At 45.0% G+C, this 18237-nt stretch carries 20 protein-coding genes; 16 read left to right on the top strand and 4 right to left on the bottom strand.

Features of this window, described 5'->3' with window-relative positions:
* Positions 1-3: 3 nt before the first annotated feature.
* The 12 genes from Q0Z62_RS00360 to rarD all read left to right on the top strand — a co-directional run bounded on the left by Q0Z62_RS00360 (position 4) and on the right by rarD (position 10557).
* A complete protein-coding gene (locus Q0Z62_RS00360) occupies positions 4-444 on the top strand; it encodes a hypothetical protein (RefSeq protein WP_298050078.1) in 441 nt (146 codons plus the stop codon).
* Entirely contained in the window at positions 444-1028 is a 585-nt protein-coding gene (gene rpoE / locus Q0Z62_RS00355; protein ID WP_298050076.1) for an RNA polymerase sigma factor RpoE, read from the top strand. The genes Q0Z62_RS00360 and rpoE overlap by 1 nt, the downstream gene beginning before the upstream one ends.
* A 13-nt stretch (positions 1029-1041) precedes the next feature.
* The gene (locus Q0Z62_RS00350; protein ID WP_269901541.1) at positions 1042-1518 is read left to right on the top strand and encodes a sigma-E factor negative regulatory protein; all 477 of its coding nucleotides are present in this window, start codon (positions 1042-1044) and stop codon (positions 1516-1518) included.
* 2 nt (positions 1519-1520) lie between these two features.
* Complete coding sequence (locus Q0Z62_RS00345; RefSeq protein ID WP_269901542.1) at positions 1521-2510, top strand: MucB/RseB C-terminal domain-containing protein; 990 nt, start codon at positions 1521-1523, stop codon at positions 2508-2510.
* 80 nt (positions 2511-2590) lie between these two features.
* Complete coding sequence (locus Q0Z62_RS00340; RefSeq protein WP_298050179.1) at positions 2591-4000, top strand: Do family serine endopeptidase; 1410 nt, start codon at positions 2591-2593, stop codon at positions 3998-4000.
* A gap of 108 nt (positions 4001-4108) precedes the next feature.
* Entirely contained in the window at positions 4109-5905 is a 1797-nt protein-coding gene (lepA, locus tag Q0Z62_RS00335) for a translation elongation factor 4 (protein ID WP_269901543.1), read from the top strand.
* A 15-nt stretch (positions 5906-5920) separates the two neighbouring features.
* The gene (gene lepB / locus Q0Z62_RS00330; protein WP_269901544.1) at positions 5921-6805 is read left to right on the top strand and encodes a signal peptidase I; all 885 of its coding nucleotides are present in this window, start codon (positions 5921-5923) and stop codon (positions 6803-6805) included.
* Complete coding sequence (gene rnc, locus Q0Z62_RS00325; protein WP_298050071.1) at positions 6805-7524, top strand: ribonuclease III; 720 nt, start codon at positions 6805-6807, stop codon at positions 7522-7524. The genes lepB and rnc overlap by 1 nt, the downstream gene beginning before the upstream one ends.
* 18 nt (positions 7525-7542) lie before the next feature.
* Complete coding sequence (era, locus tag Q0Z62_RS00320; protein WP_269901546.1) at positions 7543-8436, top strand: GTPase Era; 894 nt, start codon at positions 7543-7545, stop codon at positions 8434-8436.
* Complete coding sequence (recO, locus tag Q0Z62_RS00315; RefSeq protein WP_269901547.1) at positions 8429-9034, top strand: DNA repair protein RecO; 606 nt, start codon at positions 8429-8431, stop codon at positions 9032-9034. Before era ends, recO begins: the two co-directional genes overlap by 8 nt.
* Positions 9021-9620 carry a PIN domain-containing protein gene (locus Q0Z62_RS00310; protein WP_298050069.1) on the top strand — a complete coding sequence of 200 codons (600 nt, stop codon included), beginning with the start codon at positions 9021-9023 and terminating at the stop codon, positions 9618-9620. Before recO ends, Q0Z62_RS00310 begins: the two co-directional genes overlap by 14 nt.
* A gap of 37 nt (positions 9621-9657) precedes the next feature.
* Positions 9658-10557, top strand: coding sequence for an EamA family transporter RarD (rarD, locus tag Q0Z62_RS00305; RefSeq protein WP_298050067.1), 900 nt, complete (start codon positions 9658-9660; stop codon positions 10555-10557).
* 56 nt (positions 10558-10613) lie between these two features.
* Here the strand turns inward: rarD and Q0Z62_RS00300 are convergent, their stop codons facing one another.
* The 3 genes from Q0Z62_RS00300 to Q0Z62_RS00290 form a co-directional block, all read right to left on the bottom strand.
* Positions 10614-11315, bottom strand: a complete 702-nt coding sequence (locus Q0Z62_RS00300; protein ID WP_269901550.1) for a Bax inhibitor-1/YccA family protein — start codon at positions 11313-11315, stop codon at positions 10614-10616.
* A gap of 89 nt (positions 11316-11404) precedes the next feature.
* A complete protein-coding gene (locus Q0Z62_RS00295) occupies positions 11405-11836 on the bottom strand; it encodes a DNA polymerase III subunit chi (RefSeq protein ID WP_269901551.1) in 432 nt (143 codons plus the stop codon).
* Between the two features lies 1 nt (position 11837).
* Positions 11838-13328, bottom strand: a complete 1491-nt coding sequence (locus tag Q0Z62_RS00290) for a leucyl aminopeptidase (RefSeq protein WP_269901552.1) — start codon at positions 13326-13328, stop codon at positions 11838-11840.
* Between the two features lie 55 nt (positions 13329-13383).
* On the opposite strand from Q0Z62_RS00290, the gene lptF reads away from it, so the two are divergent.
* From lptF to Q0Z62_RS00275, 3 genes are all read left to right on the top strand, one after another.
* Positions 13384-14496, top strand: coding sequence for an LPS export ABC transporter permease LptF (lptF, locus tag Q0Z62_RS00285; RefSeq protein WP_298050063.1), 1113 nt, complete (start codon positions 13384-13386; stop codon positions 14494-14496).
* Positions 14497-14585: 89 nt separating this feature from the next.
* Complete coding sequence (locus tag Q0Z62_RS00280) at positions 14586-15527, top strand: CysB family HTH-type transcriptional regulator (protein WP_298050061.1); 942 nt, start codon at positions 14586-14588, stop codon at positions 15525-15527.
* A 100-nt stretch (positions 15528-15627) separates the two neighbouring features.
* Complete coding sequence (locus tag Q0Z62_RS00275) at positions 15628-15957, top strand: DUF2325 domain-containing protein (protein ID WP_298050059.1); 330 nt, start codon at positions 15628-15630, stop codon at positions 15955-15957.
* Between the two features lie 69 nt (positions 15958-16026).
* Here the strand turns inward: Q0Z62_RS00275 and Q0Z62_RS00270 are convergent, their stop codons facing one another.
* Positions 16027-16662 carry a C40 family peptidase gene (locus Q0Z62_RS00270; protein ID WP_269901556.1) on the bottom strand — a complete coding sequence of 212 codons (636 nt, stop codon included), beginning with the start codon at positions 16660-16662 and terminating at the stop codon, positions 16027-16029.
* A gap of 257 nt (positions 16663-16919) precedes the next feature.
* Here Q0Z62_RS00270 and Q0Z62_RS00265 point away from each other — a divergent pair, with 257 nt between their 5' ends.
* Entirely contained in the window at positions 16920-18200 is a 1281-nt protein-coding gene (locus Q0Z62_RS00265) for an MFS transporter (RefSeq protein WP_298050056.1), read from the top strand.
* Positions 18201-18237: the final 37 nt, after the last annotated feature.

Raw genomic sequence — 18237 nt, 5'->3', positions numbered from 1 at the left:
ACTATGCTAAATAATGCCCAACATTGGCACTCACGTACACCGTTACGTGTGTGCATGTTGGGCTTATTGTTTTTTGTCTTAGTTATCGCCTTACTTGGTTTGTTGTGGCATAACTGGGGTTATTCTCTGTGGCTGTTTGCTCCCATTGCAATGGGACTGTTGGCGGCATTGGTATATACACTATGGCATCAGCCCATCAGCACTTTGTCTTTTGATGAACAGCATGGGTTTGGTTTATCATCGTCTCTGGTGACGGGGCCCATTCGTATTTATCATGTTTGGTACAGCCCCTTTGCCATTAGTCTAAGTCTTGATGATGGTATAAAAAAACAGCAATTGGTATTTTGGCGCTGGGCATTATGTCCCGTAGCCTGGAGGCAGTTACATATTCATTTGTTACGTTATCAGCTTCAATATCAATTTGCAGATTCTAAAGGTACGTAATGAGTCATGACGTAGACCTGGATTTGGTACGCCAAGTACAACAAGGCAATAAGCGTGCTTTTGATCTTTTAGTCTTAAAGTATCAGCGGCGTATTATGCGTTTGTTGGCTCGTATGATCAATGACCCAGCCGAGGTCGAAGACGTAGCCCAAGAAACCTTCATAAAAGCATATCGCGCTCTACCTCAATTCAGAGGTGACAGTCAGTTTTATACTTGGCTTTACCGTATCGCCATCAATTCAGCTCGTAATTGGCAGGCCGCTCGGCATCGTCGTCCTTTGTTGATGAATGAGTATGAAAATGAAGACGGTGAAACTTTTAGCCCGGCGGACACTCTAACTGATATCAACACCCCTGAGTCCGAACTTGTCAGTCGGCAGGTTGCCGATGCCGTAAAAGCAGCGATTGATGCTTTACCTGCAGATTTACGTAATGCGATTTTGCTACGAGAAATCGAGGGCCTAAGTTACGAGGAGATTGCTGAGACCATGGATTGCCCCATTGGCACGGTACGCTCTCGCATCTTCAGAGCACGAGAGGCGATTGCAGAGCAATTGCGTCAGGTACGAGAAAGTAGCAGTTAAGGAACCCACTACTATGCAAGCTAAAAAAACCAATATGGCTGATGATATGCAAAGCCTAAGTCTCGAAGAGTCCATCTCTCTTTGGATAGATAATGAACAGGGTATGGATGCCGATCAGCTTGATACTCCGTATGGTCGTCAATTGTGGGATAACTACCACCTGATTGGTGATGTGTTGCGTAGCGATGATCTGGCTATAGAGCCATCGGATTTGTTTTATGCTCGTCTCGCTAAGGCGATTGATGAGGAGCCTGTGGTATTTGCCCCAAACTCCTTAAAAGCACAGGCATGGCGGCGTTGGCTTGTTCCTTCTGCAGCGATTAGTGCTGCCTTATTAGCCACTCTTTGGTTTGTGCAACCAGAGCCTATTGACGAGGTATCTCCCGTGTTGGCAAGTGCTGATGAGTTATGGATGGACTACATTGATGCTCATCGATCCTTAACAGGGGGTGGCTTAGCTAGCTATGCCTCTTATTCAGTAGGTAATTAATTATGTTGGCTTTTTGTAGATCGCTGTGTTGGTCTCTAAGCCTGAGTTTAGTTGGTTACTCAGGTGTTTCTTATGCCGAGTCGTCCTCGACTCCATTGACAGAGATGCTGCAGCAGGTTCAGCAAGCCGCTAGACAGTTAGACTACTCGGGGGTACTGAGTTACAGCAGCGATGCGGGTGTGCAGTCCATGCGCTTGGTTCATGTGGTTGATGGCAAAGGTGAGCATGAACGTTTAGAAATCCTTGATGGTTTAGCCCGAGAATTCATTCGTATGAATGATGTGACGCAATGCCTGATTCCTGAACAAAAAATAGTGATCCAAGAAAAAACCAGAGATGACCGTTTTCCTGCATTTCTGACGGGTGATGTGACTCATTTAGACAAATACTATGCCTTTGAGCAAGGCCCTACGCAACGAGTCGGAGGCCGTCAGTGTCAACAATACACTTTGATGCCACGAGACAGCTGGCGTTATGGCTACGATTTATGCGTAGATGTGGATCAGCATTTATTATTAAAGCTGCAAACACTGTCATTGCAACCAGAGATTAAAGTGCTTAATCAGGTGGCGTTTGCAAATGTAGCCATTGGGCAAAATGTAGAGGTGGATGCACTAAAGACCTCTTGGAAGTACAATGACTGGAAGGTCATTGCTGCTCACATGGAGCAAACCGATTTGGCAGCACAAGGCTGGCGCATTCCTTATCCTGTTGGGTTTAATTCAGTAACTGAAATTACTCGATTTATACGCACAGAGCGTCAAGTCGCCCAACTGGTCTTATCTGATGGATTAGCCTCGATTTCTATTTTTATAGAACCAGTTGATAGTTTTAGTCAGCGTCTTAAAGCGGACCCAGGCTCTAAAAAAGGCAGTATTCATCTCTATCGTAAACGAATTGGTGATTTTTGGTTAACTGCCACTGGTGAAGTTCCCCTAGAGACCCTACATTATTTGGGTAACAACACAGAATTTGTTCCTGTTGCTAGATAAAAACAACCTACGGAGTCCATTTTATGCAAACTCGTACTAAACGAATTCGTCACACTGTTAGTAGCCTGTATTTGGCGGTGATGCTTGGCTTAGGTCTAGGTAGTCACACAGCAATGGCTCAAGATGCGACGCCAGCCCCTGCAGTAGTATTACCTGATTTTAGTCAGATTGTAGAAAAAACAGAAAAGTCAGTGGTGAATATCCGAACAACTGAGTCGGTACCTGTACGTCCAACAATAGGTGGGCGAGGCGACCCGAATGACTTATTTCGTTGGTTTTTTGGACCTGACTTTATGCCTCCTGGACCGAACGGAAACCCGCATCGTGGCAATGCACCTTCTCAGGACGAAGAGCGGGTAGTGCCCAGAGGGGTTGGCTCAGGATTTATTATTTCAGCTGATGGTTATATTTTAACTAACAATCATGTGATTACTGAGGCCAAAGATATTTTTGTCACTTTGGTAGATGGTAAAGAATACAAAGCGAAGGTAATAGGCGCAGACGAGCGCACGGACGTCGCCTTGATTAAAGTAGAGGCCACAGATTTGCCTCCTTTGACTATAGGTAACCCTGCGGACCTAAAAAAAGGACAGTGGGTCATGGCGATCGGCTCTCCTTTTGGTTTGGACTCCACCGTAACCGTAGGGATTGTTAGTGCCATCAATCGCGATACAGGTGACTACTTACCTTTTATCCAAACAGATGTGGCCGTGAATCCGGGCAATTCAGGCGGTCCTTTGTTAAACTTGTCGGGTCAGGTCGTTGGGGTTAACTCACAGATCGTATCTCGCAGTGGTGGCTTTATGGGGATTTCCCTTGCTATCCCTATTGATGAGGCGATGAATGTGGTGGATCAGCTTAAAGCCCACGGCAAGGTGACTCGCGGTAGAATAGGTGTACAAATCACCGATGTCAGCGAAGAGGTTGCGTTAGCTCTGGGCTTATCTGATAGCAAAGGGGCGCTAGTTAGTAACACAGAAGACGGTGGTCCGGCAGCAAAGGCGGGCATACGTAATGGGGATGTAATCTTAAGCTTTGATGGTAAAGCCATTAAGCAAATGAGTGATCTCCCCCGTATAGTGGGCTCAGTCAAACCAGGTGAAAAGGTCGATGTAGAGGTATGGCGTAAAGGTAAAACACTAACGCTAAAAACAGAGGTTGGTGAATTAACCACGGGTACAGCAACTGAGACCCCTACCGAAATCGCCGTTGACACGGATCGTCTTGGCCTACAGGTAGAGCCTTTAGCTGCTGCTGACTTAGCGCGCTTGGATGTAAAGAGTGGGGTAAAAGTCACACGTGCAGACAAACCAGCGACGAATGCAGGGATTACCGATGGTGATATTATCTTGCAGATCAATAATCACGACGATTTAGATATAAATAGTTATCAGCGCATAGTAAAATCCCTTTCAGCAGGGAAAAATGCCGCACTTTTAGTAGTGCGAGGTAACAACGCCCAATGGGTATTGGTCAAACCAACCAAGTAACCCTTTAAAAAAGGCTAAACTATACAGCCAAGCAGGGGCGCCCTGAGCGCCCCTTTTTTGTATTGATTGGCTGACTCCGACTAACAGGTTGTTTTATTATTTGGGTCTATGGATCTTATCCGCAACTTTTCTATTATTGCTCATATTGACCACGGTAAATCTACCTTGGCTGATCGTTTAATTCAACGCTGTGGCGGTCTGGATGACCGGGAAATGTCCACACAGGTGTTGGACTCGATGGATATTGAGCGAGAGCGTGGCATTACCATTAAGGCGCAGACAGCAGCGCTAAAATACAAAGCCAAAAACGGCAAAGAATACCGTTTAAACTTAATTGACACCCCCGGGCACGTGGACTTTTCCTACGAGGTTAGCCGTTCCCTGCAGGCGTGTGAGGGTGCTTTGCTTGTCGTGGATGCCTCCCAAGGGGTAGAGGCGCAGACCGTTGCCACATGTTATACCGCCCTAGAGCAAGATCTTGAGGTCATTCCCGTATTAAATAAGATTGACCTACCTTCCGCAGATCCTGATGCAGCTCGTCAAGAAATCGAAGACGTGATTGGGATTGATGCCTCAGAGGCTATTCCTGCTAGTGCTAAAACCGGCCAAGGGATTGACGATATTCTTGAGGCAATAGTGGCGCATATTCCCGCCCCTGTAGGTACAGTAGACGCGCCTCTTCAAGCCTTAATTATTGACTCTTGGTTCGATAATTACGTTGGGGTGGTGATGTTAGTTCGCATCATGAATGGTGTATTAAAGCATCGCGACAAAATTCAGATGATGGCTAACGGCTCAAACCATATCTGCGAACAAATAGGGATGTTTACACCCAAAGCAACCCCTGTGGACCAGTTGTCAGCAGGAGAGGTTGGTTTTGTGGTGACCGGAATTAAAGAGCTAGAGCAGGCTAAAGTTGGCGATACGATTACGCACAGCGGTAATAAGGCTGCGCCTTTACCGTTACCCGGCTTTAAAGAGGTTAAGCCACAAGTCTTTGCTGGTGTATATCCAGTTGAAAGCAGCGAATACGATCAGCTTCGTGACTCTTTAGAAAAGCTTAAATTAAATGATGCGTCATTGATGTTTGAGCCCGAGGTTTCACAAGCCTTAGGATTTGGTTTTCGCTGTGGCTTCTTAGGTCTATTGCATTTGGAAATCGTTCAAGAGCGCCTAGAGCGTGAGTTCGATATGGACATCATTACTACGGCCCCATCGGTGGTGTACGAAGTACATCGCAATGATGGTGAGGTGCTGATGATTGATAGTCCTTCCCGTATTCCAGAGGTAGGACAGATTGCCGAGATTCGTGAGCCTATTGTTCAAGTGACGTTATTGATGCCTCAGGATTATGTGGGGCCTGTGATGACACTCTGTAACCAAAAACGGGGTGCTCAGATCAATATGACGTATTTAGGCCGTCAAGTTAGTTTGGTCTATGAAATTCCGCTTGCTGAGATTGTTTTAGACTTTTTCGATAAATTGAAATCCGTATCACGTGGTTATGCGTCTATGGACTATGAGTTTATTGAATATCGTGCCGCAGATGTCGTTAAAGTGGATCTCTTGATTAACGGAGATCGAGTTGATGCCCTTTCCATGATTGTGCACCGTCAAAATGCACGTTATCGCGGTCGAGAGGTGGTGTCTAAAATGCGCGGTATTATCCCGCGTCAAATGTTTGATATTGCGATTCAGGCTGCTATCGGAGCCGAGGTTATTGCTCGCGAAAACGTAAAAGCCCTACGTAAAAACGTATTGGCTAAGTGTTATGGTGGTGATATTTCTCGCAAGAAAAAACTGATTGAGAAACAAAAAGAAGGTAAAAAACGCATGAAGCAAGTGGGGAACGTTGAAATTCCTCAAGAAGCTTTCTTGGCGATTTTACAAGTCGAAGACAAATAACAAACGGTGCCGCATATGCGTTGGGACTTCTCCCTGATTTTATTTATTTTGTTGGTGATTACGGGAATCATCTGGTTTTGGGATCGTTATGCGTTAGCGACTAAACGTCGTCAACGAGCTGATGAGGCCGCCGCTAGTGTGCCGCATGTTCCAGGACTAAACCCACAACAGCAACAAGAGCTCAAGGATGAGGCCCGCGCTAAAGCGGGGTTAATGCCGTGGTGGGTAGAGTACGGGGTGAGTTTTTTCCCCGTTATCCTCTTTGTATTTGTTCTGCGTTCATTTATCTTTGAGCCGTTTAGGATTCCCTCCGGATCTATGTTGCCTACCTTACAAAATGGCGACTTTATTTTGGTGAATAAGTTTCAATACGGTGTTCGTATCCCTGTTATCAACAAAAAACTGATTCCTTTAGGTAGCCCTAAAGCAGGTGATGTTTTGGTTTTTAAATATCCTGTTGAACCAGGTATTGATTATATTAAACGGGTTGTTGGGGTCGCTGGGGATACGATTCGCTACGAGGGCAAGCAGCTTTATATTAATGATAAGCGCATTGATTTAGCCCCTAGTGGTCAATATTTTGAACCTGATCGACATAGTTATGTGTCTCAGTTCACAGAGCAACTCGGTGCAGAGCCACACGAGATCTTATTAAATACCCAACAAAATCATGAGTACATGCCGATTGTGCGCTATCCGCATCTAGACAAGTGTGAATATGCACGTCAAGCTATGCGTTGTGTGGTGCCAGATGGCCATTATTTTGTGATGGGTGATAACCGCGATAACAGCTTAGATAGCCGTTATTGGGGTTTTGTACCAGATGAAAATGTAGTGGGTCGCGCGTTTTTTATTTGGATGAATTTTAGCGAACCCGGTCGCATAGGACGTTTCCACTAATGGCAGCACGGCTTACTCGTTTACAAGACGCCATCGATTACCAGTTTCAAAATACTGCTCTGCTAGAGCAAGCAGTTACACACCGCAGTCATAATGCAAAACACAATGAGCGCTTAGAGTTTCTAGGTGACTCAGTGCTGAACTTTATCGTGGCTTCGTTACTGTACAAACAGTTTGAGCGCATTGACGAAGGGGACTTATCCCGTTTGCGTGCTAACTTGGTTAAACAATCCACCTTGGCAGAGATAGCTCAACAGCTTGATTTGTCAGATTACTTACGTTTGGGCGAGGGTGAATTAAAAAGTGGCGGATTTAGACGCCCTTCTATTTTATCTGATGCACTAGAGGCCGTCTTTGGCGCGGTCTACTTAGATGGCGGTTTTGAGGCAGCCTCGTATGTGGTGAGTCGCCAATATGAGCCTATTTTATTGACGGTAGATCCTAAAACCTTAGGCAAAGATCCTAAAACCTTGCTGCAAGAAATGCTACAAGGACGTCGTTTGGATTTACCTTTGTACTTAGTTGTTGCTACGCACGGTGCGGCACATAGTCAGGTGTTTGATGTGGAATGCCGCATTGATAAGCTTGATATTGTGGTGCAGGCTAACGGCAGTAGCCGTAGGGCCGCAGAGCAAGCCGCTGCACTACAAGCGATTGAGCTCATCGAGGCGATTGAGCCGACTAAAACAAGTCGTGTTGCGCGTCGTCCTCGTCATTAATTTTATTCAGGATACTCAATGAGTTTTGATTCTGATTTTCGCTGCGGTTTTGTGACCGTAGTAGGACGCCCCAATGTGGGCAAGTCCACGTTAGCTAATGCGTTAATAGGCGCTAAAATTTCTATTGTGTCACGCAAGGCACAAACCACTCGTCACCGCATTAATAGTGTATTAACACGCGAAAAAGAACAGTTCGTTTTTGTTGATACGCCTGGGTTTCAGACTCGTCATGGTGGTTTAATGAATCGCATGATGAATCGTGTAGTGACCCAGTCTCTTACCGATGTAGATGTGGTATTGCATGTGGTAGAAGCAGGAAAGTGGAATACGGGAGATGAGCAGTTAATTCCACTTTTTCCTAAAGATGCCGCCGTATTGCTGGTGGTAAATAAGGTCGATTTATTTAAAAATAAAGCAGATCTATTGCCCTATATTGCTCAGGTTGCGACTAAGTACGATTATGCAGCTGTGCTCCCTGTTAGTGCTCAACGAGGTGTTCAGTTAGAGACCTTATTAGATGAAATCGCCAGACATTTACCTTTAAATGAGCCTATGTTTGAAGAGGATACGATCACAGATCGTTCTATGCGGTTTATTGCTTCTGAGCTATTACGTGAAAAGATTTTCCGTTTGGTCGGTGACGAATTACCTTATGGCTGTGCCGTCATGATAGAACAGTGGGATGAGAATCCGACGGGTGCTCGTATTGCTGCCTGTGTACTTGTAGAGCGTGAAGGCCATCGCCCTATATTGCTTGGTGCAAATGGAATGCACATGAAACGTATTGCAACAGAGGCGCGTCAGGACATTCAGAACTTACTTGAAAAACCCGTGTTTTTAGATGTATATGTCAAAGTGCGTAAAGGGTGGACTGAACGCGAGGCTACCTTGCGCGAATTAGGGCATGAGTAATAAGCGTCAACGGGTCTCAGAGGCGGCGAGCTATTTACTGCACTCAACAGCGTGGAAAGAAAGTTCGTTAATCACACAGATGTTTACTCGAGACCATGGCATTGTTGCTTTGGTAGCAAAGGGCGCAAAGCGCCCTTATTCTGCTTTAAAACCCGTCCTACTTAACTTCCAACCCTTATTGTTGTCTTGGTCAGGAGCGAATGAAGTTAAGACCCTAACCCGCGCCGAATTAGCTGGTTTGCATCCTTTATCAGGTCGAGCCTTGATGTCGGCCTGGTATATGAACGAGTTAATACTACGGTTATTACCGCGTGAGGACCCGCACCCAGAGCTATTTGATCAATATAAAATTGCGCTAAATGCGTTAGTGCAGGGTAGTCAACGTGCCGCACTGACTTTACGTCAATTTGAATGGCTTTTACTTCAAGAAACGGGTTATGGGTTGGATGAGTCAGCGCCTGACTTTTCAGATCACGTAGATGAGCCTAGACTACGGCAACAGTTGCGGCATCGAATTGATTATTTGTTAGGTCGACCTTTACGTACACGTCATGTACTTATGGAACTCATGGAGCTACAAGAACATGCTAGAGCCTGAAAATAAACAACCTGAGGTTGTGGTTTTAGATGCTTGCATCCTGATTTCTAATGTTTTGCGTTTTATTTGTTTGTCTCTAGCTGAAAAAGGGTATTTTCAACCCGCTTGGAGTCCAATTATTCGAGACGAGTGGTTGAGAAATGCGTCTCGTCTATGGGGGGTAGAGCGCTCTCAGTTAGAGTTAGATTGGACTCAGTGGGATACGCAGTTTCCGTTGGCTGATCAAGGTATCATTCATAATTGGAAAGAGGGGTTAACGTACAGTGATCCTAAGGATTGGCATGTGATTGCCGCAGCTAGAGCAGCGCAGGCACGTTTTACATCACAAACTGTACGCATATTAACGCGTAACAGTAAAGATTTTAATCGCAGTGAATTGCGACGTTTTGGCTTGGATAGGTATGAGCCGGATTTGTTTTTCTGTTCATTGTGGCCGATTGCACAACAGGATTTATGCGTCATCCTAGAGCAAATGCCTGTGGCAGTAACGGCTCCTGATAAAGAACCTTTATCTGTGTTAGAGCTATTAAAGCGTGAGCGACTCTTTCATTTCGGTAAACACTATCGGTTGGCTATGCAGAACTAGTCTTGCTGGCTAGCTCTTTTTATATGGCGGAATCAGTATGAAACAAGGTATTGCCTTTTCGGTCGGTGCCTCTTTTTTATTTGCTGTTATTTATTATTTTGCCGCTATATTAGACCCTCTATCTGGCGGTGAGATTTTTGCTTGGCGTATTGTATTAGGTTTGCCCGCCTTAGCGGTTGTTATCACTAAAATTAAACGCTGGGACGAAGTAAAAGCCATTTTCTTACGACTAGTAACTGACTTTCGTTTTTTTCTTTTATTGGCGCTAAGTGCCTTCTTATTCGGTACACAGACGTGGTTATTTGTCTGGGCGCCAGTGCATCAAAAAGCATTGGATGTATCGCTGGGCTATTTTTTATTGCCCTTAGTGATGGTGTTGATTGGGCGTGTGTTCTACCAAGAGAAACTTAGCTGGGTACAGTGGGTCGCTGTTGCTTTTGCGGCAGCAGGGGTATTGCATGAGTTTTGGCGTGTGTATTCTTTTTCATGGGCTACGGCTTTAGTTGCTTTTGGTTATCCGCCTTATTTTATGTTGCGTCGCTATTTACGTATTGGTGCGTTGCCCTCATTGTGGTTTGATTTTAGCTTTTTATTATTACCCGCCTTGTATGTGCTATATACCCAAGACATCGGTTTAGTTGCGCGCTTTATGGATACGCCGCGTTTTTTTTGGCAAGTGCCTTTATTTGGCTTGATTAGTTCTGTGGCGTTGGTGGGCTATTTAAGTGCGAGTCGCTTATTACCTCTAGGGGTATTTGGTTTGCTAGGCTATGTAGAGCCGATGTTGCTATTTTGGGTGGCCTTCTTATTATTAGGTGAGCCCATAGCTTCTCAGGAATGGTGGACATATATTCCGATCTGGATAGCTGTCGCGTTGATTGCCAGTGAGGGGATATGGAAACTCGTATATGATTGGCGTTTGGGTAAATTAAAATAAAAAAAAACGCAGTCAGCATTTTGCTTGACTGCGTTTTTGTATGGTTGGCATGCGAATTAGTCGCGATCGCCCCCTAATACACCTAATAACATCAATAAATTGCTAAAGATATTGTAGAGGCTTAGGTAAACGGATAGCGTTGCGGAAATGTAATTGGTTTCGCCGCCATTAATGATGCGTTGTAGGTCTACCAACAAAAAGGCAGAGAAAATGGCGATGGCCATGACGGAAATCGTCAGCATCAGCGCTGGTAGTTGCAAAAAGATATTAGCCAGTGATGCCACAATAAGAATAACAGCACCAATGAACAGAAATTTTTGCATTCCACTGAAATCGCGCTTAGTGGTGCTGGCAATGGTTGCCATCGTACCAAATACAGCAGCAGTGCCACCAAAAGCCAGCATAATCAGCTGAGCCCCATTCCCCATCCCCAACACAAAGCCCAACATGCGAGAGAGCATGACACCCATAAAAAAGGTAAAGGCTAATAATAGGGCTACGCCTACAGAGCTATTTTTATTACGCTCAATTAAGAACATCAAACCAAAAGCACCAGCTAAAAACAAGATTGCACTAAAGCCAGGGCTAGAGCCCATAAGGCTATTAATACCAGTTTGTAAGCCTACCCATGCCCCAATTACAGTAGGGATCAAAGAGACGGCTAAAAGTAGATACGTATTGCGTAATACTCGATTGCGGGCCAATGCGGATTGAGCATTACCTGCATACGAGGGCATATTTTGATGAGAGTTATCCATCTTAATTCCTTTGAAGCATGATTAATTGGTTTAAGAATAGCTGACTATTAGCTGACAGATCAAGCATTCAGAGTAAAAGAGGTGTGTAATTAGGCTAAGTTGTGGCTATGAAGCGCATACCCGTGTTGCTGATAATGGCGCCAGCGCTGTCTGGCAAAACTCTTATCGCTTTCTTGGTTAGAGACGATCTCTAAAATACGAGTAAAAGAACTAGGTAGAGGAGGGCCTTGCTGATCTAGGTTAATGAGCCAGGCTTCTGGATACACAGGGGTCGTGAGAGCGTCAGCGTGTTGGCAAAGTAAAATAGGCGTTTGATTGGCTAGTGGGTCTTCGACCATCACATGTGGAATATAGGCTGTAGGCTCAAAGCCCCAAAGCATACGATCTAGGCGTAGTAATTCTCTGGAGTCTGACTGATAAATGATGAGTTTGCGCCCAGCTAAATAGTGTTTGCGCACCACATCACAGGTAGTGCGCAAACGGTTGGGCGCGCCGAAGGCAAAATCGACGCGTACAGACATATTACTCAGCGCATTGATTGATCAAGTACTGAACGAGAACTGGAACTGGACGACCCGTAGCGCCTTTGTTTGCGCCGCTGTTCCAGGCTGTGCCAGCTACATCTAAATGAGCCCAAGGGTACTTTTCAGTAAAGCGAGCTAAGAAGCAAGCCGCAGTGATAGAGCCTGCACCTGGGCTACCAATGTTGGCGATATCCGCAAAGTTAGATTTAAGCTTAGCTTGATATTCGTCAGTGATAGGCAATTGCCATACGCCGTCATTGGTCTGTTGACTGGCTTCTTTGACCTGCTCTGCTAAGGCATCGTTGTTACTAAATAAACCGCTATTGATGTCACCAAGAGCAACGATACATGCGCCTGTTAAGGTGGCGATATTGATCACCGCCGCAGGGTTAAATCGTTCTACATAAGTGAGAGCGTCACACAAAACAAGGCGACCCTCAGCATCTGTATTTAAAATCTCAATGGTTTTACCTGCCATAGAGGTAACGACATCACCGGGTTTATTGGCTTTGCCGCTAGGCATGTTTTCGCATGAGGCGATAACACCGATGATTTCACGATTTAGATTGAGTTCAGCGACTGCACGCATAGCACCCAGTACGCTGGCAGCACCGCCCATATCGTACTTCATCTCATCCATGTTGGCAGCGGGCTTTAAGGAAATACCACCGGCATCAAAGGTTAAGCCTTTACCGACAAGAACTAAAGGGGCTTCGTCAGAAGCTTGAGCAGGGCTGTGTTTGATGATAATAAAGACAGGCGGTTCTTCAGAGCCTTTAGCAACGGATAGGAAGGAGCCCATTTTGAGCGCTTCAATCTGCTTGCGTTCAAGAATTTCGACTTTTAATGAATCGAACTCTTCGCCGAGTTTTTTAGCAGCCTGAGCGAGATAAGTTGGGGTACACACGTTAGGCGGTAAATCGGCCAATAAGCGAGTAAAATTAACGCCGTCAGCGATGGCTTTACCATGTGTGAGCCCTGTTTGGGTTTCAGCCGTTAAGGTTGGCGCTGACCACACAGCAAATTTTTCGATGCTTTTGTCTTCATTTTTTTTGCTTAAGGTCGCATCGTAAGCGTAATTGGCATAACCTACGGCTTGAGCAGCGGCACGGGCTCGATCAGCGACGGTATTTTGTGCTACGTCTATACTAGCTAATGTTGATACCGCCTCAGTGATGGAGGCCGATTTGCAGTACGATGCAAACACAGACTCTGCAGCTGCATGAGCCTTTGCATTGTATTTGGCTTTTTCGCCTAGACCAATTAATACAATGCGCTGAGCTGCCACACCATCTAGGTGACGTAATACGAGATGGGTTTTAGCATCTGCTTTGAACTCGGCTTCAAGCACAGCACGGATGGCCCCATTGCTCGCTTGATCGATTTGTTGCGCGGCGTCGCTTAGTTCTTGATTTTTAAATACGCCAACGCTCAAGGCTTGAGTTTGGATTTTGGCTAAATCAGTTGTACTTTGTGTGCTAAATTCCATAATTGTTCCTTTAAAAATTGGCTCCATGCCAATGTACCTATCTATTGTCGCATATATGTCTTTATTTAAACGCGCCGTTGTATCTGAAATTCTAAGCCATGCGGGTGTGGTGTTGTCTACACTGCTGATTGTATGGCTAAGTGTGTTATTGGTTCGTTTATTAGGCGAGGCAGCAGGAGGTAGTATTGGAGCCGAGGTCGTATTTAGTTTAGCCGTATTTTCGAGTATCACGGCCCTACCGGTTATTTTAACGGTTTCACTATTTATTGCCGTATTAAGCACGGTGACACGCAGTTTCAGAGAGTCCGAGATGGTGGTGTGGTTTACCAGCGGTCTTTCTCTCAAAGATTGGATTACACCTATTTTGCGCTGTGCTGTGCCAGTGGCAATATTGATCGCTCTATTAACACTGTATGCTTCGCCTTGGGCTTATAGACAGATGTCCGAGTACCGTCAGCGTTTTGAGTTACGCTCTGATCTAAGCAAGGTCACGGTAGGTCAATTTATTGAGACCGAGGACGGTAATCGTGTCTTTTTCACTGAGTCCCCCGAACAAACCGAGGACGATTTAGGCAAGGTTGTGGCTAGGGTGATTGATGAGGAGGGCTGGGTCAATGTGATTACGGCAAACAGTGCACACATTGAAACTGCTGATAACGGAGACCGATTTCTCGTTTTAAAACAAGGTCAACGTTATGATGTATTACCCGGTGCTCCGCAATTACGTCTAGCGTATTTTGATAGTTATGGGGTTCGATTAGAAAGTAAAGACGATCAAAGCAGCCCAGAAAATATACGGGCAAAAGCAGAGCAACACATTAAAGGTAGACCTACGACTCAGTTGTTGACCGATCAGACGGCAAAATCTTGGGCGCAGATAATGTGGCGTTTAGCTTTACCTTTAGCGGTTATTAATCTGTGTTTATTGGCGATTCCTTTAGGCGCAGTCAATCCACGTTTAGGTAAGTCAGGTGATGTGATGCTGGCCGGTTTGATTGGGTTACTTTATATGAACCTAATAAATCTTTCCCGTGGTTGGATTGCAAACGAGAGCCTGCCATTTGAAATTGGGGTGTGGATGGTCCACGCTTTGTTTGCGCTGTTAATGATCGTGATGTTCTGGCAACGGTTACGGGTTAAAGCTCCAAAAAATAGAGATAATAGTTAAGTAAAAATACGGTTAAGCATATAACTAAAGGGAATAATATAAGCTATCTATATTCTATATAATAAGATCATAACTTTGGGGCTTATCATATGAATTTACAGCAATTTCGTTTCGTACGAGAAACCATTCGTCAAAACTACAATCTAACGGATGCAGCTCGTGCCTTATATACCTCACAACCTGGGGTATCTAAAGCGATTATTGAGCTCGAGGACGAGCTAGGTATTAAAATTTTTGAACGTCACGGTAAACGCCTAAAAGGACTGACACGTCCGGGCGATGCCGTGGCTCAAGTCATTGAGCGTATTATGCGTGAGGTAGATAACTTACGCAGAGTGAGTGATGATTTTGCTCGTCACGACGAGGGCGCTTTAGTCATCGGTTGTACGCATGCTCAAGCCCGTTATTTATTACCTAAGGTGATTCCCGCTTTTAGAGAGCGCTTTCCCAAGGTACATATGTCGTTAGCCGAGGGCAGCCCTCCCGTATTGGCGCAGATGGTCTTGCACGAACAAGCTGACTTAGCTATAGCGACAGAGACCTTATCAAACACCCCTGGCTTGATTACGATGCCTGTGTATTCGTGGCAGCACACCGTCGTAGTGCGTCCAGATCACCCATTGGCTGATTTGCCAGCGAATCGAGCCGAGGCGCTCAGCCTAAAAGAATTAGCCAAATACTCAATCGTGACGTATGACCACGCTTTTTCAGGTCGTACCTCTATTGATAATGCGTTCGCCAAAGAAGGCATTACTCCTGATATTGTTTTAGAGGCGATTGATGCAGATGTAATTAAAACCTATGTGGATGTTGGTCTAGGTATAGGAATTATTGCGGGCATGGCGTTTGATCCTCGTCGTGATAAGGCTCTAGTCGGCTTACCTGCTGGCCATTTATTCGGTACTCATCAAACACAGGTTGCTGTCAAAGAGGGAACATTTATGCGTGACTATTTATATGTCATGCTAGAGATGTTAAATCCTGATTTGGAGCGCGATGTGATTGAGGCTGCATTGGGTGCAAATGAGTGAACGTGATTCGCCATAGTTGATTTTGATCTAAGACATCAATTGACAATCTAAATGAGAATGATTATCATTTGTAATCATATCAATAGATGGAGACTATGTTATGTTGCAACAGGTAAGTGCTGTTATCGTCGGAGCAGATCGCTTGGGGAATATTCCAGACTTGCTCAAAACTCATAACATCAAGATCAAACAGCATATTAGTGGCCGTGATCCGGCTCATCAAAAGAAAACCTTAGCTCTGCCATCAGGCACAGAGTTGTTGATTTTATTAACGGATTTTCTTGGGCATAATGTGATGAAAACATTTAGAGCTGCAGCCCAACGATCTGGTATCAAAATCGTTGCTTGTAGACGGTCAGTCTGCAGTGTTAAGGCAGCCTTAACACAAGAAGGCTATTGTGAAAATTGTCCGTATAAACAATTACACTAGGTGTTGATGTAGTGAAAATAAACCTAATAAAAAAGGCGCTTAAAGCGCCTTTTTTATATTGAGTTTTGCTTATTTAACACTAGCTAAGCGTCGAGCACCATTATAACGTTTGTTCCAATAAGCAATGGTCATGTCTTCGACACGAACCACAGAGCCTGTGCTAGGGGCATGAACGAATTTATTATCCCCTAAATAAATCCCTACATGTGAATTGCGTTTTCCACTGGTATTAAAAAAGACGAGATCGCCTTTTTGTAATTCATTACGTTTAATACTTTGGCCAAGACGTGCCATTTCGGCAGAACGGCGCGGTAGCTGTAAGCCTAAGGATTTTTCTGCCACATAGCTGACCAAGCCACTGCAATCGAAACCGCTAGAAGGGGCATTGCCACCAAAGCGATATTTAACACCTAAGTAATTAAGTGCAGTGTTGGCAAAACCATGATTATTTGCAGCTAAACCCGTATTTTTACTGTCTCTAGAGTGGCTGTAGGTCGTAATGACATCAGCTTTGCCACGATTTTCTAGGTAGGCACCCAGCGGGTCAGACTGGGTGTTATAGGCGTATTCTTGATTTAATTGTGCCAGTAAAGATTCGGCTTCGGCAGAGTCAGGGCCTTGGGTTGTAACACAACCAGTAAGCCATAGAGCTGATAAAACAATACCGATACGCGCAGGGCTGAGAAATTTTAGTAATGAGGACATAGAGTTATTGACTGTTATGGCTTGCTTTATGTGGTTACAACACAAACGGGGATGTTGTGTTTGTTTTGTAGGTAACGGATTGAACACAACATCCGGCAAATTGAACAATAGCTGGGTAGAAGTGTACCTAAGCTATCTAATAAGGTAAACAGTGAAAGCCCTAGGTTAGCAATTTGTCTTATATGTTTATGGCCTTGTATGCCAAAATGAGCAACAGCTGTTAAGCCATTTGTGTTAATTGAATCAGAGAATAGACGATGAGTATGACTTCTGCTTTACAAAAGCAGGTGAAAAAGCGAGAGCTTTTTGCTTGGGCTTTATATGACTTTGCCAATTCCGGCTATACCACGGTGGTGCTAACCACAGTATTCAGTGCGTATTTTGTTGGTGTGGTTGCGGCACATCATCCTGCTGCGACCTTAATCCTAACTGCAACGCTTTCAGCTTCTTATCTTTTATTAATGTGTACCTTGCCACAAATGGGGGCATGGGCAGACAGAACAGGTAACAAAAAAAGTCTGTTGCTTTTCAGCACAATCGCTTGTGTTTTAGCAACTGTATTACTTGCTAAGGCTGAAGCCGGGACGGTGTGGTGGGCGGTGTTATTTCTGCTGCTGTCTAATTATGCCTATGGCGTAGGCGAAGCCATGATTGCTGCTTTTTTACCTGAGATTGCTAAGCGCGAAGCATTGGGTCGAGTGTCAGGTTGGGGTTGGGGGTTTGGTTATTTTGGTGGCATGTTGACCTTGGGTTTATCGCTCTGGCTAGTGATGAGTTCAGAGCGACAGGGCTTAGGGGCTAGCTCGTATGTGCCATGGGTAATGGGTTTAACAGCCGGGGTATTTGCCTTGGCGGCAACGCCTGCACTGATTTTTTTACGTCAACGTAAACCTGTTGTAGAGACCAAACAATTACGATTAAGTTTTTGGCAGAGACTGCCTTCTCTTTATAAAGAGTGTCGTAGCAGCTATCCGGATTTAGGTTGGCTGTTGATTTGTGGTGCTTGTTATCATGCTGGTATAGCCGTCATTATTACTTTGTCCTCTGTCTATGCGACTCAAGCGATGGGCTTTAGCATGAGCCAGACCATGATGCTTATTTTTACAGTCAATATAGCGGCAGCTGTAGGGGCGTTAACATTTGGGCATGTACAAGATCGTATTGGACATAAACGAGCCTTAGCCATTACGTTATGCGGCTGGTTAGTGATGGTGATTGTGGCGGTGGTAACGACTTCAGTTTCCGGGTTTTGGTGGGCGGCTGCCTTAGCTGGTTTATGTATAGGCAGCAGTCAAAGTGCGGGGCGAGCAATGGTTGGATTGTTAGCTCCAGCCGGAAGGTTGGCTGAAATGTATAGTCTATGGGCTTTTTCTGTGCAGTTAGCTGCTGTGGTTGGGCCATTGGCTTATGGATTGGTTAGCTGGTTTAGCGGCGGTAATCACCGCTTAGCATTAAGTGCAACGGCTTTGTTTTTTATTGCAGGCTTAGTGGTGTTAAGACAAATACAGTTTGAACGTGGCGAACGTGCTGCACAGTAAAATAAAGGCGCCCAAGGCGCCTTTATTTAGATGAGAC

Origin of the sequence: uncultured Paenalcaligenes sp. (assembly GCF_947630565.1) — a bacterium.
Lineage (GTDB): Bacteria > Pseudomonadota > Gammaproteobacteria > Burkholderiales > Burkholderiaceae_B > Paenalcaligenes > Paenalcaligenes faecalis.
This window is presented reverse-complemented; position numbering and strand designations above follow the sequence as displayed.